Consider the following 24,034-nt stretch of genomic DNA (forward strand, 5'->3'; position numbering starts at 1 on the left):
CATATCCCCTTTACTATATATTTTGAAAGCGTTAACATTGTAATTATATCGAGGGGCTCAAATTCTAAATATCCATTTGTTAAGCAAAATTAAGGCTTATTTTCTCGTGTTTCGTTTGAATGTGAGATGTACTTATATATCCAAATTAAAAAAAGCTAGTATATAAAAATGAATTTGCGGAGTATTAATACTATTTAGCGTTTCTTTGTGGTTTGGATTATTTCTGCATATAATATAACTTGCGTATAGACGTAAGCTAAATAAAGATAGTCTCATAAGAAACGGATGAAAAGAGGAGAACGGTGGCTTTGGATTACATTTATGAAAGCATTCAAATGAACAATGATTTGCCAATTAATATATTTCTTCATAATGCGCAATTTGTGGAGGACCACTGGCATGACAGCATTGAGTTACTGTTCGTTCTCAAAGGGAAAGTCGATGTCTATATTGAAAAGAAAAGATTTACCCTACAAGAAGAGGATGTCTTGATCATCAACAGCAATGAAATTCATTCCATTCAATCCCAAGAGAATAACTTGCTGCTTGCCTTGCAAATTCCTATTTCGTTCCTTAAAACCCAATTTGCAGATATTGATCAAGTTAGGTTCCTATGCAAATCCTTTCTATATGGAGAGGAAGAGCAAGAGAAATTTAATGAAATTCGCTCTTTATTAGCCGAAATGATGTGGGTATATAACAAAGAAAATTATAGCTATGAGCTTAAAATAAAGTCGTTACTATTTCAGCTAATTTACGTACTGCTTTGGAAATTCAGAGAGAGTAGCGAAGATAAGAGTAGTCGAATTGGGTCCAAGTACACAGAGCGTATGTTAAGCATTGTGAACTACATCCAAGGCAACTATATGAAATCACTTAGCTTGCTCGATATTGCGGAGCAGGAACACTTATCGGTTCCGTATTTATCTAGTTTTTTTCAGAAAAGTATGGGGAAGTCCTTTAGTCAGTATGTCAATCAGCTTCGATTGAAGCATGCTGTCAGAGATATTACTTACACGGATCATTCCATTACTCAAATAGCTATGGACCATGGCTTTCCGAGTTTAAAGTCATTTCACAAGGTGTTTAAGGAGGTTTATAAAACAACACCGATTCAATACCGTAAGGATTTACAAAGGCATGAAGAGCATGAGAACCTGCCTTCAAATGATTATGCGACATACTTGGACTTTGATCGTAAGAATGCGTATGAGGCTTTGTTCAAGTATTTGCCTTCATCTGATCAGCCAACCTCCGATAAGACGCTTGATAAAGGTGTAGTCACAAAAGAAATTAGGGTGCAGCTCTCCGGTAAGAGTAAGGTGATTAAACCTTATTGGCGAAAAATATGTACGATAAGCAAGGCGAAGGAAGTTTTACAGAGTGAAGTGCAATCGCATTTAAAGTTGATTCAGGAAAAGATCCAGTTTAGCCATATAAGGTTTCATGGGATATTTGATGATGAGATGATGGTCTATCGTGAGGATGCACAAGGGAATCCGATATTTAATTTCTTCTATGTCGGACAATTGATAGATTTCATACGAAGCATTGGACTTCGCCCTTATATTGAGTTTGGGTTCATGCCTAAAGATTTAGCGAGTAGTGAGTTTTCTTTCTTCTATAAGAAGAGTAATCTGAGCAAGCCCAAAGATCTAGGGAAGTGGAGAAAGCTCGTGGAGCAATTTCTCTTGTTCTGCAAAAACCGTTATGGCGAAGAAGAGATGAAGATTTGGTATTTTGCTTGCTGGAATGAACCTGATTTGCAAGTTTTTTGGTCGGATACGTTCGAAGATTATGGCGAAATGTATATTCAGACTTATCAAGCGGTTAAAGCGAGCTGCCCTAAATTCCAAATGGGGGGTCCAGATCTTTTTTCAGAAACGGTATATCAAGAGCCTTGGTTAGATCAGTATTTAGATTTTTGTATCACAAATCACTGTATTCCCGACTTTATTTCGTTTCACAGTTATCCAGTACGAGCTATTGAGCAGCCACTAATAGATAAACCAATATCTTGGATACATTTAAGTAATGATAATTATTTGAATGAGACGATTCAATTATTAAAAGATAAACTGAAAGCAAGGCTCTCACAACTGCCTGATGTTCAGGTAACGGAATGGAATTCAACACCATTTCATCGTGATTTAACGAACGATACCTGTTATAAAGCAGCCTATATTGTGAAGAATGTACTAGAGAATCTAGATGAATTGCAGAGCTTAGCTTACTGGTCCTTGACGGACTTACTGGAGGAGCTGCCACCAGCAGAGGAACCCTTTCATGGTGGATTGGGCTTAATAACGAGTAATGGTATCCAAAAGCCAGGTTATTATGCTTATGAGTTGTTAGGCAAGCTTGGTGATCGCCTAATGGAGCTTGGCGCTGGATATTGTCTTACAAAATCGTCGCAAGGCTATCAATTGATGGTCTACCATTATTGTCATTTTGATCGATTGTATGGTACGTCTGATTCATTAGGCATTGACGCCTTGAATCGATATCATGTCTTCAAAGACACGAATAATTTAGAGATGAGTTTTGCGATCCAAGGAATACCAAGTGGTGTATACAAGCTTCGTCAAACTACGATAAATCGGGATCATGGCAGCGCCTATGATACATGGCTTGAGATGGGTGCCCCAAGTTCACTTGATGCAGATGATGTGGCCTATTTGAATCGTAAAGCTGTGCCCAATCAAGTGAGGAAGACGATTGATGTCCAAAGTTCGCTTGATATTAAATGTGAATTACATCCTCATGAAGTTCGTTTATATGAACTATGGCCTGTGTATGATGCATAGTGCTTTTAAATGTAATTCAATAGGTACCAAAAAAACACAAAAGTAAGTAAATCAGCGCTTCTCCCGTTAGAGGAGAAGCGCTGATTTGCGTTTTTTGACCACTAATTCTTACGTGTATTTCACTCGAAAACAACAGGAGCTGATCCAAGCAGCCATTTCATGGCTTTTGGGACTTCCCTTTTTTATGATTTTATTGAAAGCGCTTAATTTACGGATGATAAAAATCATGAAATTTGGTCTACTTTTGAATAAGAAACGGAAAGTTGAATGGATGTAAATTGTCTATAATCAAAAATGTAAGGGATTACATTACGGTTCAGCAAAGCTTCCTTACTATGATATTTACAGGGGGTATATGTATGAATAAACAAGTTTCATGGAAAGAAAGAATTAGTTATGGTCTAGGAGATACGGCTTCTAATCTTATTTTCCAGACGGTTACCTTGTATTTAATGTTTTACTATACGGATGTATATGGGTTGAATGTCGCAGCTGTAGGAACCTTATTCCTTTTAGCGAGAATTATTGATGCGTTCGACGGACCGATATTTGGAGTTTTGATTGACCGCACGACTTCGAAATATGGGAAATCCAGACCCTGGTTCCTTTGGTTATCGATTCCGTTCGCGGCAATTGCAATTCTTGCGTTCATGTCGCCGGATTTCGGGGATACAGGAAAATTGACTTACGCGTATATTACCTATATTCTACTGAATATTTTATACGCAGGGATTAACTTGCCACTTACTTCGATTTTGCCAAGCATGTCAAGTGATTCACAGGAAAGAACGGTAGTGTCATCGGTTCGTATGATTCTTGCGCAAGTAGGAGCTATATTTGTCAGTATTGCGACACTACCTCTTGTTGATGCGTTAGGAAAAGGCGATCAAAAACAGGGTTTTATGTTAACGATGATGATCTATGCTGGTGTAGCGGTCGTATTTTTCCTGATTACATTTAAAAATGTAAGGGAACGTGTTCAAGTTGACGGCAATGCTCCAGTCCCTTTTAAAGAAGGAGTAAAGGCAATTAAAGGGAACACACCTTGGTGGATCCTTTTGGCTACTGGACTGTTCGTATTTATCGGAGTTACAGCAAAGGGTCCTGCTACTATTTATTACTTTAAATATAACCTAGGTAGAGAAGACTTAATTCCGCTTGTTAATGGCCTTAACGTTCTAATGTTGCTTGCGATTATACTAGTTCCTTATTTTAGTAAGAAATTAGGTAAACGCAATGTGGTCTTTACGGGGATGATCATTGGTATTGTGGGGCAAGTCATTATCTATCTAGGTGCACAGATGATGTCTGTTCCGCTTGCATTAACGGGTGTCATAATCAGTAATTTTGGTGGGGGCTTTGCATTTGGTCTACTGTTCGCGATGATCGCTGACACGATTGATTATGGAGAATGGAAATCAGGCGTAAGGGCACCAGGCTTACTATCTGCCGCAAGCAGTTTTGGTGCTAAGTTCGGAATGGGGCTCGGGGGTGCGATTGCAGCTTGGGTTCTAGCGTTAGGGAAATATGCCCCGAATCAAGCGCAAGCGCCATCGGCTTTGCTAGCAATTGAATTCAATTTTGTATGGTTACCATTAATTGCGAATGCCATTGTTATTCTATTATTCCTGTTCTATAAGCTAGATAAAGATGAGCCCCAAATGATTAGTGACTTGAAAGCTCGTAGAGGCACAACGGGGATTGGAGCCTAAATAAGAATTATATAAATTACTAAAGTGGAGGGGATTTCATAATGGATTTGAAGGCAAAGCCATTTTACTTACAAGATGAGGATATCCAGTGGGTTAAGAACACACTAGCTTCGATGAATTTGGATGCTAAGGTGGGGCAGCTATTCTGCCCCCTAGGGATGAGTGAGAATCAAACTGAATTACAAGATATGCTAGAGAACTATCAACCAGGTGGTATTATGTATCGTCCTGGGGAGGGTGTAGGTGTTCAAGCCACTCATCGTTATCTGCAAAACAATTCTCGAATCCCCTTGCTTGTATCGGCGAATTTGGAAGCTGGAGGTAACGGGATCGCTTCTGAAGGTACCTACTTTGGTAAGCAAATGCAAGTTGCAGCAACAGACAACGAAGAGATGGGATACCGCCTTGGTCAGATTGCAGCACGGGAAGGAAAAGCAGTAGGTTGCAACTGGGCATTCGCACCCGTTGTAGACATCGATATGAATTTTAGAAATCCGATTACAAATATACGTACCTATGGCTCTGATCCTGAGAGGGTCTTACGTATGGGCAAGGCTTATGTTAAAGGAGTGCAAGAGAATGGCGTTGCTGCATCCATCAAGCATTTCCCTGGGGATGGTGTGGATGATAGGGATCAACATTTACACATTTCAATCAATTCGCTTTCAGTAGAGGATTGGGATCACACATATGGCATGGTGTATAAGGGATTGATCGATGAAGGGGCAATGACGGTGATGATTGGTCACATTATGTTGCCAGCTTATTCACAAGCACTCTCACCTGACATTCGTGATGAAGAATTAATGCCCGCAACGCTGTCACCTGAATTGTTGAATGGATTACTGCGTGACAAGTTAGGTTTCAATGGGATGATCGTGACGGATGCAACTGTAATGGCAGGATTCACGATGGCGATGAAACGTGAAATCGCAGTTCCTAAATCGATTGCTGCAGGTTGTGATATGTTTCTCTTTAATCGCAACATGCCTGAAGATTATAAGTATATGAAGCAAGGAATCGAGAATGGAATTTTGACAATGGAGCGGGTTGATGAAGCAGTTACACGTATTCTAGCACTTAAAGCTTCTCTTGGCTTACATCGTAAGCAACAAGAAGGTAAGCTTGTTCCAGGGCCGGATGCATTATCAGTGATGAAATGTGAAGAGCATGAGAAGTGGGCACAGAAGTGTGCAGACCAAGCTATTACACTAGTGAAAGATACACAGTCTCTACTACCCATTAGTCCAGAACGTCATAAGCGTATTTTATTTTTCACACTAGGCGATGAGGTTGGGAATTATAGCAGTGAAGTATCCTATCGTACTTTGGTGGAGCAGCTAGAGCGTGAGGGATTTGTAGTTGATATCTTTAATAGAGAAAATTTGGACTTTAGTTGGATGATGACTTCTATTGAAAGCTTAACGGATAAATATGATTTAGCTATTTATTGTGCCAATATCGTAACGATGAGTAATCAAACCGTCGTGCGAATTAACTGGGCACCGCCTATGGGTGCTGATATGCCGTGGTTCCTGCAAGAATTACCTACCTTGTTCATTTCCACAGCAAGTCCTTACCATCTACAGGATGTACCACAGGTGAAAACATTTATTAATACGTACTCCTCAAGTGAGTATGTATATGAAGCATTGGTGGAGAAGTTGTTAGGACGCTCACCTTTCATAGGGGTAAATCCAGTTGATCCATTCTGTAACTATTGGGAGAGTAAATTGTAATTGATATATTACTAATCATTGATAACACCTAAGAATTTAACTGGGGAGATGAAGAATATGATGGATAAAAATGTATATGGGAATCTGCTGGCGGAACTAGAGAGACGGACAGAGGTTAAGAACGTTAAAGGTCTAGATATGATGATTAAAAAGCTTCCAGATTCAGATACTGAGGGAGAAATGGACGCTCGCGTTTTGCAGACAACCATCGAAAGTGCTGAAAAGATGGCTGCGATGGGCAAGCCACCTGAGGGAGAGCTCGATTTAATGGCAATGGTTCAGGGGATGCGTGCAATGATGGGCTGGCCGAATACAGATGTAACAACAACGGATATTCGTACAGAATCGAGAGATATTGAAGGTTCAGAGGGCTCTATCCCAGTTCGGATTTATTCTCCGGCGGTAGGCTCGAATGTTCCAGCGGTTGTCTTTTTCCATGGTGGTGGTTTCCTGGGAGGTACCTTGGATGTAGTGGAGAATCCTTGTAAAGCAATTGCTGAGAAAGCAAATGCAGTTGTTGTTTCGGTGGATTACCGCCTTGCACCTGAGCATCCGTTCCCTGCAGGATTAAACGATTGCTTCGATGCTGTTCGCTGGGTATATGAGCATGCAGCAGAACTGAATGTGAATCCGAATCAAATTGCAGTATGTGGCGATAGCGCAGGTGGGAACTTATCAACGGTATGCGCGATGAAGGATAGAGATCTAGGAACAGGTATGATTAAATTCCAAGCATTGCTTTATCCGACGGTGAACATGGCTGGGGCAGCAACGGATGACTTCGAATGGAATATCGAAGAGTACACGATTAACACTCATCATGAGCTGATCAAGGGACTATTAATGGGTATGGCTGATATGACGGCTATGCTGGACAATATTTACTTACAAGGCAAGGTGCCAGCGACAAGCGCTTATACTTCTCCCTTATTAGTAGACGATTTAAGCGCTATGCCTGACACGTTAATTATTACCGCACAGTATGATTATTTAACACTGGAGTGCGAAGCCTATGCAAGAAAACTACAACGTGCAGGCGTTAATACACAGTATATCCGTTATAATGGAATGGACCACGCGTTTATGGATAAAATCGGCATTTACCCACAAGCGGAGGATTGTATGAACGAAATAGCTAAAGGAATAAAACGCGTTTTTGGATAATAACGTTTGAATGTCCAGCAAGTACGACGAAAAGACACATCTCTTGAGATGTGTCTTTTCGTCGTACTTGTATAAACACACCCATAGACAAATCTCATTCCTCAGACGGAGAAAGTATCCATCTGAAGCCAGTTATCTAAATCAAGGGACTAAAATAAAATAAATTTAACAATGGAATCACTTTTTTTAATCGTACGGGAGAGGATGGTTATTAGGTGGATAAAATTATTGAAGTACGGGGTATTAGCAAGGTGTACGAGAAAAGAAAGACGAAAGAGAAGATCCATGCCGTTCGTGATGTTTCTTTTCATGTGAATCGTGGTGAGGTTCTGGGTTTATTAGGGCCAAATGGCGCTGGAAAAACATCAACGATAAAGATGCTCTGTGGTTTGTTAGAATCGGATGGGGGTTCTATATCTATTAATGGCTTAGATATTTGCAAGAAGAGACTCAAAGCGTTAGAGCATATTAGTGCTGTATTAGAGGGGAACCGAAATTTATATTGGCGTCTTACTGTTCGGGAAAATTTAGAATATTTTGCAGGTAATCGGGGTTACTCTCGGAAGCAGGTTGCTGATCAAGCGGATAAATTATTAGAGCAATTCGGCCTTAAAGAAAAGGAGAATGAGCTGGTCAATGGACTATCTCGGGGGATGCAGCAAAAGCTGGCAATCGCTGTAGCGCTATTAGCTAATACGGATGTCATTTTGCTGGATGAGCCAACGCTCGGTTTGGATGTTGAGGTTAGTTATGAATTACGAAATATTCTGAAAACGATAGTGAGAGAAGAAAAACGCACGATCATTATTAGCTCACATGATATGCCCGTCGTTCAGGAGCTGTGTGACCGTGCCATTATCATTAACAAAGGAGAAGTTGTGATTGATGACAAGGTGGAGAATTTACTTAAGTTATTTGAAACAAGGGCGTATTCCATTAAATTGGGTGAGCAATTAAGCCTAAAACAGGAGAATAAACTGCTTAGTATATTCCCATTAAGTACTTATAAAGCAAGCTCTCATGAAACGATCGTGGAAGTGAATTTAGAGCATGGTCAGGATATCTACGAGTTGTTTGATCTTCTGAAAGAGGAAGGGACCATGGTGGAAAGTATTGATCGTATAACCATTGATTTTGAACAAGTGTTTATTCAGATTGTGAAGGGAGGGAAGCCCCATGAAATGGCTCCATTTGTTCAATGCTAATTTTCGAAAAGAATATATTGAGATGAAACGTTATCTACCGAACACTATTGCGTTAGTAGTCACTTTTTATATTATATTTCTAGGTGCATTTTTTGGAATTATGTTCATAGGAGATCCAGCTAGCTTTGATACGAATGTACAATATTCAATTGTAAGTGTGGTTTTTTGGAGCTTAACGATGATGACGATGAATTTTATTGGGTATTCAGTGATAACAGAAGCGACGCGTGGAACGTTAGAACAGCTATATATGTCTCCCATGGGGGTGTGGAAAATCATGCTCACGCGGATCGTAAGTCAATTGGGCTTACAGTCTGTTATTATGATCCTCCTGCTGTTTGGTGCGATGCTTACCTCGGGACAGTGGTTGAGTCTTAATCCCATGACAACGATCCCGATCATTATTGTTACTATGATAAGTATGGTAGGGGTTAGTTTTATGATTGCTGGTTTAGCTATTATCGTGAAGCAAATCCAAGCATTTTTACAGATTTTTCAATTTGTTTTAATGGGGCTTGTATTTGTTCCAATAACTGTAGCGCCGTTTTTAGCTTTCGCTCCTTTCGTCAAGGGAGTAAATATGGTAAGAACAGTGATGCTAGAGAATTTGACGTTAACTGAGCTGCCTTTGTCTGACTATGGCGTATTAATATTAAATTCGTTGATTTATTTGATTTTAGGGCTCTTTGTGTTTGATCGCTGCGAGAAAATAGCCATGAAGAAAGGACTTTTGGGGCAATACTAGCGTACAAAATCGTTTATCCGTTAGGTTGTATATGAGTGAAGATTACTAATGATTAGGGCACCCAATCGGGTGTCCTTTAGTTTCGCCGTTAGCGATGCTACCAGCATAAAAAAGCTCAATGAATTTCTATGAAAAATAGACAAGAGAATTAATATGAAAATACGCCTATTAGCAACTTCCATCATACCCCAATAAAGGTTTTTTACAGTAGAGTAAACGGAGGTCATGCTGGAAGGGTTTTGGAACTTTATTTTATAGGAGGTAATGAAGATTATGGAGAAAAAAATTAAAATTTTTAGAGTTTCTCTACTATTATCTATTCTATGTATTGTTACATCGGGAATCAACTATTTAAATAGTAGATTGCCTGTAGTTGGAGTAATGTTTATTATAATTATCATTGCGTTTATTATTCAAGTTGTTGCTTATACAATAGAAATGAAAAACATCAAAAAATAATAGTGCTTCACGAGATGGATGTGTACTGTGCCGATCCCTAATCCTCAATGTTACCTCTATTCCTGATGATCAATAGCCTTCAACACCCATAACAAGCTAATTGGGCCTCTATGCCATCCTTCACACTACCACTTTTAGCCTCTTTCCCCCTTTTTTTGACTGAAGCTCACTAGTTACAATTCATGCTTAACGATACTTTCACCAACATCATGGGTATAAAATAGTGAGGCCACCTTAACTACAATATCAAGGAGCACGATGGGCCTAAAATTGACCACTTATTATTGCAGGGTAATGTCTTTTTTTGTCGAATTATATTTATGAAAGAAGATAGAATTAAATGGAAAATAATATGAATAGGAATGAATCAATGTCAATGAGTTATGAAATTGATCAATATAAATATAAAAGCTACAGTTAATGGACGGTGATTAAAATGGTCCAATCGGATCATGAACAGGACTATATTGTTGAGTCTAAGCGTAAATGTATCGAAGCAGGAATGGATCCGAATGAAATTAGAAAACCGAAACATTATATGTCAGAACAAGAATTGTCAAAAAAAAGAACCACATACAGTGAAATTTTATCCGTTGTTAATTTTTTCTCACAAAAGATTTTAGACTCGTTAAGCGGCACACCTGTACTCATTGTTACATCTGACGAAGATGGCTATTTGCTGCATATGGTTGGTGATGAAACTATAAGAATGACAATTCAACAATTAGGTATACAAGTAGGCGCACAATTTACTCAAGAGGATATGGGTACGAATGTCGTGAGCTTATCTCTTCAACAAAGACAACCGATTCAAATCGTAGGTTCAGATCATTTTCATACGATCCTTCATGGCTCAGCGTGTTATGGAGTGGCCTTTCATTACACAGATATCAACGATTTACTCGGAAGTATCTGTATTATGACTGCAACTGAATTGCATAATCCATTTTTTTTAACGATGTTATCTACAGTTGTTGACTCTATTGAGAGAGAGCTTTTACTCAGGAAACAGAATAGAAAGCTAGATATGTTAAATCAGATTATGGTTAATACCAATAGAAATGGCATTATCATCACAAATGCTGATGGCATCATTAATTCAGTGAATGATTTTGTAGTCCAAACATTCCATATTCACAAAGATACCAATATTGTTGATCGAAGTGAACAAAACCCAGAATGTCTAGTAAGTAGTCATATGAAGAAAGTAATACAAGATAAACAGAGCTTTTATAATGTGCAAATGATTTTAGAAACGGTAGATCATCAAAAAGTAGTTTGTTTATTCGATGCTCAACCCCTCTATGATGAGACAAATAATTTTATTGGTTCATACTCTCAGCTTAGAGATATTACAGAACGTTATTTAAATGAAGAACGGCATAACTATTTGGCCTATCATGATGAATTAACATCATTACCCAATAGACGCTCGCTTCGAGAAACACTAAATTATCATACTTCTTCATCTCTAACTTCAGGTAGAAATATTGATTTGGTACTTATGTTCTTGGATTTAGATCATTTTAAAACGATTAATGATGCTTTTGGACATTCCAATGGTGATATATTACTAAAGCAGGTTTCCGATAGAATACTAAACTTTTTGGGTGATACTGGAAAAGTATTTAGAATGGGCGGAGACGAATTCATTTTCCTATTTCATAACCTTCATGGGCAAGATGAAGTTACTCATACAGGCAAGAAAATTATAGAATTATTTGAAACTCCCTTCACGATTAGTGATTCCAATTTCTATGTAACTGCGAGTATCGGTATAGCTATCTATCCTAATGATGGGACTGATGCGGAAGCCTTTATGGTAAGCGCAGATAATGCCATGTATAAGTCGAAATCAAAGGGAAGAAATAATTATACCCTATTCAATTCAAATATGAGGTCTAATTCTAATGAGAAAGATAAACTATCTATGGAAGTTTCATTAAGAAAGGCACTAGAAAATAAAGAATTTATCGTGTACTATCAACCACAAGTTGACTTGATGAATAAGAAAATCATAGGAGCAGAAGCGCTACTTAGATGGTATAGTCCGGAATATGGAATTGTGATGCCGGATGTATTTATCCCCATTTTAGAGGAGATCGGATTAATCTCTCAAGTTGGTGAATGGGTCTTACGTGAAGCATGTGATCAAAGAAAGCGGTGGGTTGAAAAGGGGTTTCCTATATTTAGAATAGCGGTTAACCTTTCTTCGCAGCAATTTTTAAAGGATAACTTAGTTGAAGTCATTTCCAACACATTAATTGAAACGGGTATAGATCCTACTTCTTTGGAGTTAGAGATTACGGAAACGATGACCATGGACGTTGATCGTGCGATAAATGTTTTAGGTCAACTAAACACTTTAGGAGTAAGGATTAGTATTGATGATTTTGGTACCGGTTATAGCTCGTTGAGTTATTTGAAGAAGTTCCCTATTCATTCTTTGAAGATCGACAAATCCTTTGTCAGAGATATCATGCTAGATAAAAATGATGCAAGTATTGTTAGCACAATTATTTCGATGGCACACAATCTAAATTTAGACGTTGTAGCAGAGGGTGTAGAAACAAAAGAGCAACTGAATTTTTTACAAATGAAAAAATGCGATACGATTCAAGGATACTTTTTTAGTAAACCTCTTTCTGTCAGTGATTTTGAAAAGTCGTTTTATCAACTAAATGACGATATAAAGCTCAATTACTCAAGCGAAACGGATGGTTAAAATGAAAAAAATATCAGAAATATTAGCACATCACTTCAAAAAGTGGGGGATCAACCACGTATTTGGCATTCCAGGCAAACCAGTCACTTCACTCATTCTAGATTTAAGTAATAACGGAATTCATTTCGTATTGTCCAAACATGAGTCGGGGGCTGGATACGAAGCAGCTGGTTATGCACTAATGAATAATACATTGGCCGTAGCTATAGGAACATCGGGTCCAGGTGGTACAAATCTTTTAACATCTGCCGGTCAAGCAAAAGCATATCATCTTCCTGTTTTATTTATTACCGGACATCCTTCTACCAAAGATTCAGGTAAAGCTTTAGGCCAAGACTCAAGTGTGTTTGGAACGGATCTCGTTAAAATGTTTGAACCTGTGACAAAGTTTAGCGCAAGAGTGGAAAGTGCGGATACGTTTAAGTTTTATTTTCAGCATGCCATAGAAAAAGCCTACTCAGGAGTCAAAGGCCCCGTTCATCTATCCATATCGGCCGACGTTTTAGCTGAAAGTGTAGCTGAATTTGAAATGGACTTGCCGGAGGTTATTTATCCTATTGCTCCAAACTTAGATAAGTGTATGGATTTAATGAACCGTCCTGGTAAAAAAGTTATCTTCTTAGGTAAAGGTGTTCATTCGAGCAGGGCATATCGGGAAGTGAAAATGTTAGCCGAGATTTTCAATATTCCAGTCATCACCACGCCAGGAGGTAAGGGCGTATTTGAGAGTAATCACCACTTGTCATTGGGAGCTTTCGGTCTTGGGGGGACGGAGGAGTCTAGCGCATACATTGAATCTGGTTTAGATTTGATGATCGTCATTGGGACGAAGCTTTCCGATATGTCTGTTGCCAGCCTAAAACCTTGTAATTTCCCGAAAAACGTCATCCATTTTGATATTGACCAAACATTTATAGGTAAAACGATTCAGGCAGAAACATTACCCATTATCGGTGATATTGCAACAAATCTAAATGCGTTATTTAATCAACTTCATTCCAAGGAAATAACGAAAATGCCTTTTCATATGGATGATTATAAAATGAAGGAACCCTCCCAGGAAAGTAAATCTCCAATGTCAGCAGTCGAAGCTGTTAAAGTGATGAGCGCAACATTAGATGAAGATACGATCATTTTTGGCGATGATGGGAGTCATACTTTTTATGGTATAAAATATTTCGACGTTAAGATCCCCGGCACTTTTTATTTTGATGATGTGTTCGGTACAATGGGCCATGCGATAGGGTATTCTATTGGAGCCAAGCTTGCAAATCCCAAAGCTAAGGTTGTTTGCTTAACCGGGGACGGCTGCACGTTTATGCATGGAACAGAGATTTCTACGGCTGTAAACTACGGAGCTAATGTCATTTTTATCGTCTTCAATAATGGAAAACTCGATATGGTTGATACGGGAATGACATTGCACTTAGGAAAAGCTGTAGGTACTGTTTATACAACGATGTTAGATGTTCAAAAGTTTGCAGAATCCATGGGGGCTCTTTCTTTCAAATGTTTCGATGCTAAGGAGCTGGAAGATGCGATAGAAAAGGCCAAACTTGCAAATACAACGGTTGTTATTGAAGCTATGATTGATCCATTCGAAATTCCACCAACAACGAGAAGAGGATAAATGTGAGTAGAGATTCAGAGCATTATAACAAGGGAATGGAAGTTCTAAATGAGATGGTTGGAGCACCAGGTTTACTAGCGATCGAATCATTACATAAATTCTATCCAGATTTTGCAGATATGCTAGTTTCATTTGGTTTTGGAGAATTATATGCCAGAGAAGCATTGGATTATAAACAACGAGAAACAATCACGCTGACAGCGTTGATAACACAGGGAGCTTTTGAGCAAATGGGTTTTCATCTTAATGCCGCGCTCAATGTGGGGATGAGTCCGAAAGAAATTGTTGAACTCGTTATTCATTGTGCCGGTTATGTTGGCTTTCCAAAAGCATGCAGTGCTATGGTACAAGTCATGAATGTATTCGAGCAAAGAGGTATCAAAGAAATTTAAGACTACTAATGCATCTTTCATTTCTAGTATTTGAACTAATAGAAGAGCACGATATTCTCGCCTCTTATCCTCCCAATTTGGGGGGATTTTTTTATGCGAAGGATCAGGACTTATTCCATGTAAGCTGAAACGGACGATATTACAAATAAGTGCGGTCATTGTTTCATTCCTTACCTAGCGTTGATTAAGTCATAATAATGACAAGAAGCAAAGGATATAGGAGGAAGCATGATGGAGATCGTATTGAAAAACGAACCCAAAAGGAAAAAAATAAGATCGTACTCATTGGAGAAATTAGAACAGCGAGCTGGCTTATTGTTTGCCACTCCGGCACTTATTGGTTTTTTATTGTTTGTGTTGATCCCCATGATTTGTGTTTTCTTGCTGAGTATTTTCAAGGTTGATTTGATGACTAATTCGTTCGAGTTCAAGTCATTTACCTACTATGAAAAAATGATCCACGACGCGGACTTTTGGAAAAGCGTCAGGAATAGCTTGGTCTATATGGTCATATATGTTCCTCTAACGTTAGCGATGGGTCTTGGAATGGCGCTCATCTTGAATAGTAAAATGCGGGGAAGAGGTATCGTTAGAACCTTCTTTATTATTCCCTACATCACTACGTACGTTGCAACACTTGTCGTATGGAACGTATTCCTTCACCCGACGGAAGGCCCGTTGAACAGCTTGCTCATGAGTTTGGGAATAAATAATCCCCCCCAGTACATGGTTGATGTAGATTGGGCGCTTCCCATTCTAGCCATTATTGGCTCATGGAAAGACGTAGGCTATCATTGCATATTGTTCTTGGCTGCTCTACAGTCCGTGTCGAAAGATTATTATGAGGCGTCTTCTATTGATGGAGCTAATGGGTTAAAAAGGTTTAAGCACATCACGTTTCCTCTTATTTCTCCAACCTCATTTTTTCTGTTATTAATTACGATTATCGGAAGTCTGCAAGCCTTCAATCAAATGGCGCTTCTGACTAAAGGCGGACCCGCCTTCAGCACGACCACGCTGACTTACCATATTTATCGTTCAGCGTTCGAATATTACAATTTCTCTTACGCCTCGGCAGTAGGCATGTTCTTATTCTTACTTACTTTGGTGTTTATATTAATCAATTGGTTTGCGCAGAAAAAGTGGGTTTTCTATCAATAATTCATCACGGGGGGAGGTTTTGAAAGTGTTATTAAGTCACAAAGTAAGATACACAGTTCGCTCTATTGTTTACTTGCTGATAGGTCTTATCTTTATCACGCCGCTATTGTGGATGTTTTCTACTTCTTTCAAATATGAGAGCCAAGTATTTGAACGGCCGTTTGTTTTTATTCATTGGGATCAGATCAACTTGGATAATTACAAGCATATTTTGACGGAAACCGCATTTCCCACCTGGATGTGGAATTCCTTGTTTGTCGTAGTTATCTCCGTGGTGTTCAGACTTCTGCTATCAACTTTGGCAGGATATGCTTTCGGCTATCTGAAGTTCCGTTATTCGGAAATCATATTTTTCTTGTTTCTCACGACGATGTTTATTCCCTATCAGTTAACATTGCTTCCTCAATTTATATTCTTTCGATTTATTGGTTTGTTAGATACACATTGGGCGTTAATTATTCCGAACATCGTCGACATTCTGTCTATTTTTCTGATGCGACAATTTTTCCTCACCTTTCCGAAAGAATTAGTCCAAGCAGCGTATATTGAGGGATCTGGTATTTTTCGTTCCTTTATAAAAATTGCACTTCCGCTAGCTAAAACACCGTTGTTAACGCTGGGACTCCTTAGTTTTTTTATGATCTGGGATCAGTATTATCAGCCGCTTATCTTCTTACATTCCAAAGAGATGTATACAATTCCGATGGGTCTTCAAAGCTTCCAGACGCAATTCGGTAAGCAGTACGCGATGCAAATGGCATTAGCCTGCTTAGCAATTATCCCGGTGCTCGGCGTGTTCCTAGCCCTTCAGAAGCAATTTATCGCGAGTATAATGTCTTCAGGGTTAAAAGGATAAGACCGTATAATTATACAAATAGAAAAGCATTTATTACATTTGAGAGATTCCGATTCCGGTTCATAATGAAAGCAAGACCAAGATAAATAAGGGGAGGTTAAAAAAATGATTAAAAAGACTGTATTGATTTTAACAGCATTTGTTTTATTATTCGCACTCTCTGCATGTGGCAGTAAAGGAACCAATAGTGGTTCGGACAAGGAAGTAACGCTTAAGTTCTTAAATATTTCGGAGTATATGGATTCCACGGAATTCAAGGCGTTCTTAGAACGTTTCCAAACGAAATATCCGAACATCAAGGTCGATCCAATTTCTGTACCTCATGAGCAATACATTAACAAGCGCAATATTATGCTGGCTAGTGGTGAACAAGTCGATCTGATCTGGGGCAATGGTGTAGAACAATTCGATGCTATTAATAAAGGCTTCCTAATGCCGCTTGACGATGTCGCCAAAGAAGTTGATGTCGATATGGCTAAAGATTTCGGTGACTTTAAGCCGGATAAAGACGGTAAATATTATCGTTTCCCGATTCAACAAAACAACTGGATGCTGTATTACAACAAAAAAGTATTCGATGATGCCAAAGTGCCTTACCCAGATGCAAAGGTGCCGATGACATGGGATGAGATGGCTGTTGTAGCACAGAAGCTTACGAACCTGAGCGGCAAGGAAAAGGTATATGGCATGTTCTATAACAACTGGGGAATGTATTTCTATGGTTACGGCAGCCAGTTGAATAACGGAAAGTTCTATACAGAGGATGGCAATGTCAATATCAATGCCCCGGAATTTAAACGTAGCTTGGAATGGATGAATGATGTCATGAACGTCAAGAAGGCAGCCATACCGATTGCGGAGTTTATCCAGAATAATACGGATTTCCTTTCCTATTGGAACGGGAATTACGGAATGGTTGTAGGAGCACAGTGGTATGCCCAACTTGCGGCGACGAAGAAGGATCAATTCCCACGTGACTGGAAAGCGGGTATCGCCCCAATGCCGGTTCCAACGGAAATGGCTGGTAAGCACATGAACTGGTCCAGTATCGATTCTTTAGGTATACCGAAGAACTCGAAGAATGCAAAAGAAGCGCTTATTCTTGCGAAAGAATATATTACAGATTACACATTGAGTACGGGTACGCTTCCAATGTATACTAAGGTAAATAAAGACAAGTATTTTGAAGACTTAGCCAATGCTTTGAAGGATGACGATATTACACTTGAGCAAGTGACCCACTTGTTCGGCGGTGATCCTAATGTGATCAACGTAGAAGAAAAGCCAATATTGGGTGCACCGCAAGAATACGAATCAACATTTCTCGATCTCGTCAGCCAATACTATACCGGCTCGAAGACGGTTGATCAGGTGTTGAATGAAGTGAAAGAGAAGGTAGATATAGCGATCAAAGAACAAAAAAATAATTAGGCCCAGCGGCTAAGCCCATCATTTGTGGTGGGCTTAGCTCGTTGTTACTAAGGGGATATGTCATGAGATGGGGAAGAAAGTGGTATCAAGGAGCGAGATCCGTACAGCGGAGAATTATCATTTTACTTGTCGCCATTTTCATTCCATTGATCATCATTCTATTTGCTGCCTATCATTATTTCGAACGTACAATGGTGAATAAAGTAGCGGAGATTAATCGAATTAAAGTAGAGCAGACTGCCTCCCGGGTAAAGGACCTGTTTCAACGGGCTTTCATGTCGACCAATAACTTTATCTACGACAAAGCATTTATCCAAGCGCTACAAGAGCAGGATCCGCTGAGCATCCAGAAAAACTCGACCTATCTTGAGGCCATTGAACGGCTTCAATACACCTTCTTCTTAAACGAAAAGTATGCGGTCGTCATACAAGACAACTTCGGGAATATGTTTGAGTCTAATCCATCTAGATTTGGTTTACAAAAAGGAGAACTGCAAGCGGGAATCCTCAATACGGTTCAGTGGAACGGGTACGATTTTTTCAATAGCTACCAATGGGGATTGCTTAAGCACCAAGAGGGAAGTGAGCCTCTGATCGTACTTAGTCGGTGGATATTTAGTCCGGTTACTGCGAGCAAAAAAGGGATCGTTTCTGTAGTTACTCCTTTAGAGAATTTGAAAGCAATATTGGGTAACGATACGGGGTCATATGCCATTTGGGACAACAGTAATAATCTGATCTTCGCCACTCGACCGGAGCAACCAAGGAAAGACGGAGCTACTGCAGATTCGGAGATCCTATTGCTGCCTACTCCATGGACGATGGTCCAGACGGACTCCACGGCCGTTATTCAGAAAGAATTACGCTATTTTCAACTTACGGTCATAGCAACGATTCTAATTATATTAGTCATTTTCATCACGACATCGACCTTCGTACTGAAGACGATCAGCCAGGTGCTTCATCAAATACGGTTATTATCCAAACGTTTGATTAATCCTTCGCTTAATCTATCCAACGCTGTGCACTCTGATTATCATTTAGCTGAATTATCAGAGTTACTGCAACAGTTAACTCATAACCTCCAGATCTCCCGCAACAATTTGGAATGGGCTGCTACAGAGAAGAGGAATCTGGAAATGAAAATACTGCAGGAGCAAATGAATCCTCACTTTCTGTTGAACTCATTGAATACGATCCGTTTTCTCGCAGAACAATCCTCTCAGGATAAGATAGGCTCACTCGTGCTGTCGCTATCCTATCTTTTACAGCAACAATTATATCGCAACGAACGATATTGGACCTTGGGAGAAGAGAAGGAATATCTTCTGAAATATGTGGAGATCCAACGGGCTAGATTCGGCGAAAACATTGTTGTGACGGTAGACTTCTCTAAGGAGTTGACTCCCTTGCCAATTTTAAGAATGTTATTACAGCCTCTTGTGGAGAATAGCTTTGAACATGGCTTCAGTGGGAGAATAAAGGGCTGGATTCTCATTCAAGCCGAAAGTTGGGGTGACGGTGTCCGAATCACCGTTTCTGATGATGGTGTCGGTGTTAGTTCTATGGTTCCGTCCGCATCAACTTCACGTAATTCTATTGGGCTGAATAATGTTCGTGAGCGATTGCGTTTGCATTATGGAGAACGATCAGTATTAGAGATAACCAGCGGGCAGCCAAATGGAGCCATTATCTCCTTAACGATTCCGGAGTTGAAGGGTGAAACTATTATATGAATATTATGATCGTGGACGATGAATACGGCATTCGCACTCACCTGGTGGCCATGCTTCGCGGCATGGATGGTCTATGCGTCATGGAGGCAGTGAACGGTGAGGATGCGCTGCAGCAAATGGAACGGACACTCCCGAATATCGTGCTGACTGACATTCGGATGCCAGTCATGGATGGAATGGAATTGATTCGACAGTGTCGGATGAGGTATCCTGACTTATGGTTCATCGTTCTGAGCAACTTCGCCGAATTTGAGCTGGCGCAGAAGGCGTTGGAGTATGGGGCACGAAAATATCTTTTGAAAGCAACGATTACTAAAGCTAGCGTGGTTGAGGAAATCAATAGAGCGATTCTTTTTCTGGATAAAACTGTGGAAAAAGAAGCTAAGTTCGAACCCAACGAAAGATTGATGGTGCAGAATTCTTTGTTCTACGAACGACTAAATGGGCATATCCACAATGCAGAGCTTCTTCGGAGAGCCGAGCGTTTGGCTGTTTCCGTGTTCCTGGAGGCATTCGATACTCCTTCGAAATTTGCAATAATGGAAATTGAAAGATTCGTAGATTGGACAGGAAACAAATATAGGGGCCGGGCCGATCTAGCCGTTTATGCTCTGATTAATGTAGTGCGTGAAATCATTAAGCAATGGAATAAGGGAAATGAGTTATTTCATTTGGGGGATAATCGCTTTGTTGTCCTTGATCTAGGAGAATCTGACGATGACCGTCACGCCTTGAAGATTGAGAATATTTCGGCCATCACTAAGCAGTATCTGGGGCTTGAGGCCTCCTTCTTGATTAACTGCGACTTTAGCGATATGGACGATTTTTTTCAGAAGGTGTTAGAATCCCGTCAGCAATTGGTTCATTTCTTCTATGAGAAAAATGCTTGTATCGTTAATACTAAGCATGTGCCAGCGCCGGTTGCAGACTTGGATTTGTATTCTTTCTTTCAATCCGTGGAGGGAAGTGGCAATGAAAGGCTTCAGGTTGCGGCTTTACCTGGCGTGATCGAGGCCTATTTCGAGCTGCTCCGCCATTTATGCCGTCCATCTGTATCGGTCAAGGGAGACTTAAAGACGCTGATTCAGTTTATTGAGAAAAGCGGGTTTGCCGTCCCTGCGTCATTGAAGTCGGATATCGACCAGCTTCTTGCTTTCCGGCTCACGGATTATAAGGTTGTCTTTACAGAGTGGCTTGGAGAGCTGGATTGGAATAGTAGACATCGTAAAGAGATTTCTAAGGCTTTAACTTTCATTCATGACCGTTATGCCACCAAGGTATCTCTAGAGGATGTTTGTGCTCATGTGAATCTAAGCCGATCGCATCTGTCTAAGCTTTTTAAGGAACAACAGGGTATAACTGTCATGGAGTATATGGAGTCCTATAGGCTGAAGCAGGCAAGGTTACTTCTTCGGACTACCAAACATCCGATTTCGGAAATCATTGATCTAGTGGGGATCTCAGATGTTTTTTATTTTAGCAAATTGTACAAAAAACACTTTGGAATCAATCCGAGTAAAGACAGGCAGCCAGCTTTTATGACCGAACAATGAGGTAGCAAAGAAGGAGAGGGGAAACCGTCTTCTATTTGTCTTGTCTCCCTACAATTATCTAAGAATTTAGCTATAGCTAATAATTATAACCTGCCATAGCTCATTGGTGTAACGGTATTGTCAGTCGGATGTGCTATATTAATTTTAATAATTTTTTACGAGGAGATTAATCTATGAGCACTCAAACCGAACTTAAAAAGCGAACCGTTACTCCATTTCGATATGATATTGTTGGAAGCTTCCTGCGCCCTCAAGCGTTGAAAGAGGCTAGATTAAAATTCAAAAACGGCGAAATTACCGCCGAGCAGCTGAAGGAAGTGGAGAACGACGAAATCGTTAAGCTCGTGCAGAAACAAAAAGAGGTTGGCCTTCAAGCTGTAACTGACGGCGAATTCCGCCGCTCTTGGTGGCATCTCGACTTCTTCTGGGGCTTTGATGGTGTAGAGCGGACCATTATTGATCAAGGCTATCAATTTAACGGTGCACAGTCCAGACCAGAAACAGCCCGACTGACCGGAAAAATAAGTTATAGCAGCCATCCATTTGTATCGCATTATGAATTTTTAAAAGGCGCTGCAGGTGATGACGTTGTTGCGCGTCAATCGATTCCTGCGGCTACGCAGTTCCTGTTTGAGCTGGACCGGGCAGAAAATCAGGAAAGCACTAAGGCAATATACCCGAATCGGGAAGAGCTTATTTCGGATATTGCTAAAGCGTACAAAGCATCGATCCTTGCCTTTTATGCAGCGGGTTGCCGCAGCATTCAAATCGACGATTGCACGTGGGGAGCACTGTGCGACGAACAGTTTATAGCATTTATGAATCAGGTTGGCGTGGATGTAGCTGAATATGCGAACGAGCTTGCGAAATTGAACGAGGAAGTGGTATCCGGTCTGCCGGAAGATCTCGTTGTAACGACACATGTATGCCGAGGCAATTATGTTTCTACTTATGCTGGAGTGGGTGGAGGCTATGAACCTATCGCGCAAACGCTTCTGAACATCAATAATTACTCCGGTTACTATCTGGAGTTTGATACTGAACGTGCCGGCGATTTCAAACCATTACGCTTCCTAAAAGATAATCAGCAGGTCGTGCTTGGCCTGTTCTCATCCAAATTTGGTGAGCTGGAGAGCAAGGAAGATATTCTGAAACGTATTGAGGAAGCGAAGCAATATGTCGATCTAAACCGGATTTGCTTGAGCCCGCAATGCGGCTTCGCTTCCACGGAAGAAGGCAATCACCTGACAGAGGAGCAGCAATGGCGTAAGCTTGCTTATATTAAAGAGATTGCTGAAGAGATCTGGAATTAATTGTAAGTTTAAAATAGAAAATACACCCTTAGCCTTTCGGATGTTCATCCGCTTGGCTAAAGGTGTATTTTGCTATTAAGCGAATACACCAATAAACAGTTTAGCTCCGTCTATACGAGTGGCTTGAGAGTAATCAGGGAAAAGCTCCCTAATAAAAGCCGATAATTGCTTTTGATGAATAGAATCAGGGAAATCCTCCCTAAAAATCGGGGGAGTATCTAAATTTATCATCAAATCAGTTGAATTTCAGGGAAGAATTCCCGAATTATTAGTCTGAAACCAGAATCCTCTGAATATTAGGGAGGAATTCCCTAATTATCTCCAGGACGAGCATATGATTGAGCTGTACGGGGCAGATGAGTCAGGGATTTACCCTAAGGAACAATAAGTGTCACTTTTTAATTGTCTTTAGAGTGTCTTTCGCCAACCTGGAATTCATCGGCGTGTTCAAACATATATTTCACGGTCATAGGGTCTTGTCCCGTCAATTTTTTAAAGTCGTCCGTAAAAATATCCATTTTCCCTTCACGAATAGCTTGTCCGAAAGTAACCATACCTTCAGAAGAGAAGGGTGCCTCGGAATCTTCTTTAAATACACCATCGGTGGTTCTAGGCACGCCCATTGCTTCGAATACGGTATAATTCTCTTCATCCGTGTTTTCTTTGTAGGTAATCTGATTACCCGTGACTTCATTACCGATCTTAATGAAGTCGGTAATCGTCATCAATTCTAGCCCATTGATATCTAGAATCGCTTCATGATAAGAGTTGGAGGCTAGGGCATGAGCAACGGCTTTTGCACAATCCTTCCGTGAGATATAGGCCATTTTGCCGTCACCTTGATTGTTTGTTAATACCCCGTCACCTTTCACATACGTGAAGTAATTGGTAATCATGGCTTCCGCATATTGGGAATTACGAAGGAAAATATAATCTAACCCAACGCTTTGAACATAATGTTCGGTATATACATGGTCAATTTTTTCAACGCTTGGATTGGTTTCATCGGCCGCGTTTACCAGTGAAGTATAAATGATCTGTTTGACTCCAGCTTCTTTGGCAGCATCTACCACATTTTTATGTGCGTTTTGGCGTTTCTCCCCAACAAAAGGCATGGAGATTAGAGCAAGTTTATCGGCATGAGCAAAAGCTTCGGCAAGGCCGTCCTTTTTATTAAAGTTGGTTACATGCGTTTCAATTCCTTGTTCCGCATATTCTTTCAAACATGCAGGATCGTAGGCGCAAAAAATGATTTGGTCTTTATCCACCAGCTTCAATAAATATTCCGCAGCTTGCTTCCCTAGATTTCCATCGACACCAGTCAATAATAATTTACCCATGATCATCGTCACTCCTTGTTGAAATGAATTATATCCTCATAGTATGTGAAAAAATGAACATAGTCT

General features: G+C 40.1%; 17 protein-coding genes. 16 read left to right on the forward strand and 1 reads right to left on the reverse strand.

Annotation, left to right across the window (positions count from 1 at the left end; translation table 11 throughout):
* The first annotated feature begins 308 nt into the window (after positions 1–308).
* From NSS67_RS11230 to NSS67_RS11305, 16 genes are all read left to right on the forward strand, one after another.
* The gene (locus NSS67_RS11230) at positions 309–2,807 is read left to right on the forward strand and encodes a helix-turn-helix domain-containing protein (RefSeq protein WP_339319605.1); all 2,499 of its coding nucleotides are present in this window, start codon (positions 309–311) and stop codon (positions 2,805–2,807) included.
* Positions 2,808–3,166: 359 nt separating this feature from the next.
* Positions 3,167–4,519 carry an MFS transporter gene (locus NSS67_RS11235; protein WP_339319606.1) on the forward strand — a complete coding sequence of 451 codons (1,353 nt, stop codon included), beginning with the start codon at positions 3,167–3,169 and terminating at the stop codon, positions 4,517–4,519.
* 41 nt (positions 4,520–4,560) lie between these two features.
* Positions 4,561–6,258 (forward strand): glycoside hydrolase family 3 N-terminal domain-containing protein, encoded by a 1,698-nt coding sequence (locus NSS67_RS11240; RefSeq protein WP_339319607.1) that lies wholly within the window; start codon positions 4,561–4,563, stop codon positions 6,256–6,258.
* Between the two features lie 57 nt (positions 6,259–6,315).
* Entirely contained in the window at positions 6,316–7,422 is a 1,107-nt protein-coding gene (locus NSS67_RS11245) for an alpha/beta hydrolase (protein WP_339319608.1), read from the forward strand.
* 215 nt (positions 7,423–7,637) lie between these two features.
* Positions 7,638–8,627, forward strand: a complete 990-nt coding sequence (locus NSS67_RS11250) for an ABC transporter ATP-binding protein (RefSeq protein ID WP_339319609.1) — start codon at positions 7,638–7,640, stop codon at positions 8,625–8,627.
* A complete protein-coding gene (locus tag NSS67_RS11255; RefSeq protein WP_339319610.1) occupies positions 8,599–9,372 on the forward strand; it encodes an ABC transporter permease in 774 nt (257 codons plus the stop codon). Before NSS67_RS11250 ends, NSS67_RS11255 begins: the two co-directional genes overlap by 29 nt.
* A 273-nt stretch (positions 9,373–9,645) precedes the next feature.
* A complete protein-coding gene (locus NSS67_RS11260; RefSeq protein ID WP_339319611.1) occupies positions 9,646–9,831 on the forward strand; it encodes a hypothetical protein in 186 nt (61 codons plus the stop codon).
* 436 nt (positions 9,832–10,267) lie between these two features.
* Entirely contained in the window at positions 10,268–12,556 is a 2,289-nt protein-coding gene (locus NSS67_RS11265) for an EAL domain-containing protein (protein WP_339320575.1), read from the forward strand.
* A gap of 1 nt (position 12,557) precedes the next feature.
* On the forward strand, positions 12,558–14,186 hold the full coding sequence (locus NSS67_RS11270) for a thiamine pyrophosphate-binding protein (RefSeq protein ID WP_339319612.1): 1,629 nt from the start codon (positions 12,558–12,560) through the stop codon (positions 14,184–14,186).
* Between the two features lie 2 nt (positions 14,187–14,188).
* Entirely contained in the window at positions 14,189–14,578 is a 390-nt protein-coding gene (locus tag NSS67_RS11275) for a carboxymuconolactone decarboxylase family protein (protein WP_339319613.1), read from the forward strand.
* A gap of 228 nt (positions 14,579–14,806) precedes the next feature.
* On the forward strand, positions 14,807–15,739 hold the full coding sequence (locus tag NSS67_RS11280) for a sugar ABC transporter permease (RefSeq protein ID WP_339319614.1): 933 nt from the start codon (positions 14,807–14,809) through the stop codon (positions 15,737–15,739).
* Positions 15,740–15,764: 25 nt separating this feature from the next.
* On the forward strand, positions 15,765–16,595 hold the full coding sequence (locus tag NSS67_RS11285; protein WP_339319615.1) for a carbohydrate ABC transporter permease: 831 nt from the start codon (positions 15,765–15,767) through the stop codon (positions 16,593–16,595).
* A gap of 105 nt (positions 16,596–16,700) precedes the next feature.
* Positions 16,701–18,026, forward strand: coding sequence for an extracellular solute-binding protein (locus NSS67_RS11290; RefSeq protein ID WP_339319616.1), 1,326 nt, complete (start codon positions 16,701–16,703; stop codon positions 18,024–18,026).
* A gap of 62 nt (positions 18,027–18,088) precedes the next feature.
* Complete coding sequence (locus NSS67_RS11295) at positions 18,089–19,762, forward strand: histidine kinase (protein WP_339319617.1); 1,674 nt, start codon at positions 18,089–18,091, stop codon at positions 19,760–19,762.
* A complete protein-coding gene (locus tag NSS67_RS11300) occupies positions 19,759–21,315 on the forward strand; it encodes a response regulator (protein ID WP_339319618.1) in 1,557 nt (518 codons plus the stop codon). The genes NSS67_RS11295 and NSS67_RS11300 overlap by 4 nt, the downstream gene beginning before the upstream one ends.
* 173 nt (positions 21,316–21,488) lie before the next feature.
* On the forward strand, positions 21,489–22,628 hold the full coding sequence (locus tag NSS67_RS11305; RefSeq protein ID WP_339319619.1) for a 5-methyltetrahydropteroyltriglutamate--homocysteine S-methyltransferase: 1,140 nt from the start codon (positions 21,489–21,491) through the stop codon (positions 22,626–22,628).
* 398 nt (positions 22,629–23,026) lie between these two features.
* Here the strand turns inward: NSS67_RS11305 and NSS67_RS11310 are convergent, their stop codons facing one another.
* On the reverse strand, positions 23,027–23,968 hold the full coding sequence (locus tag NSS67_RS11310; RefSeq protein ID WP_339319620.1) for an NAD(P)H-binding protein: 942 nt from the start codon (positions 23,966–23,968) through the stop codon (positions 23,027–23,029).
* Positions 23,969–24,034: the final 66 nt, after the last annotated feature.

The sequence above is a fragment of the Paenibacillus sp. FSL R10-2734 genome (genome assembly GCF_037963865.1).
GTDB lineage: Bacteria > Bacillota > Bacilli > Paenibacillales > Paenibacillaceae > Paenibacillus_AQ.

Bases quoted from the DNA above. Each gene is read 5' to 3' on its own strand.
- NSS67_RS11300 (WP_339319618.1), top strand. From the start codon at position 19,759: ATGAATATTATGATCGTGGACGATGAATACGGCATTCGCACTCACCTG.
- NSS67_RS11260 (WP_339319611.1), top strand. From the start codon at position 9,646: ATGGAGAAAAAAATTAAAATTTTTAGAGTTTCTCTACTATTATCTATT.
- NSS67_RS11290 (WP_339319616.1), top strand. From the start codon at position 16,701: ATGATTAAAAAGACTGTATTGATTTTAACAGCATTTGTTTTATTATTC.
- NSS67_RS11270 (WP_339319612.1), top strand. From the start codon at position 12,558: ATGAAAAAAATATCAGAAATATTAGCACATCACTTCAAAAAGTGGGGG.
- NSS67_RS11255 (WP_339319610.1), top strand. From the start codon at position 8,599: ATGAAATGGCTCCATTTGTTCAATGCTAATTTTCGAAAAGAATATATT.
- NSS67_RS11245 (WP_339319608.1), top strand. From the start codon at position 6,316: ATGATGGATAAAAATGTATATGGGAATCTGCTGGCGGAACTAGAGAGA.
- NSS67_RS11235 (WP_339319606.1), top strand. From the start codon at position 3,167: ATGAATAAACAAGTTTCATGGAAAGAAAGAATTAGTTATGGTCTAGGA.
- NSS67_RS11240 (WP_339319607.1), top strand. From the start codon at position 4,561: ATGGATTTGAAGGCAAAGCCATTTTACTTACAAGATGAGGATATCCAG.
- NSS67_RS11280 (WP_339319614.1), top strand. From the start codon at position 14,807: ATGATGGAGATCGTATTGAAAAACGAACCCAAAAGGAAAAAAATAAGA.
- NSS67_RS11310 (WP_339319620.1), bottom strand. From the start codon at position 23,968: ATGGGTAAATTATTATTGACTGGTGTCGATGGAAATCTAGGGAAGCAA.
- NSS67_RS11295 (WP_339319617.1), top strand. From the start codon at position 18,089: ATGAGATGGGGAAGAAAGTGGTATCAAGGAGCGAGATCCGTACAGCGG.
- NSS67_RS11265 (WP_339320575.1), top strand. From the start codon at position 10,268: ATGGTCCAATCGGATCATGAACAGGACTATATTGTTGAGTCTAAGCGT.
- NSS67_RS11305 (WP_339319619.1), top strand. From the start codon at position 21,489: ATGAGCACTCAAACCGAACTTAAAAAGCGAACCGTTACTCCATTTCGA.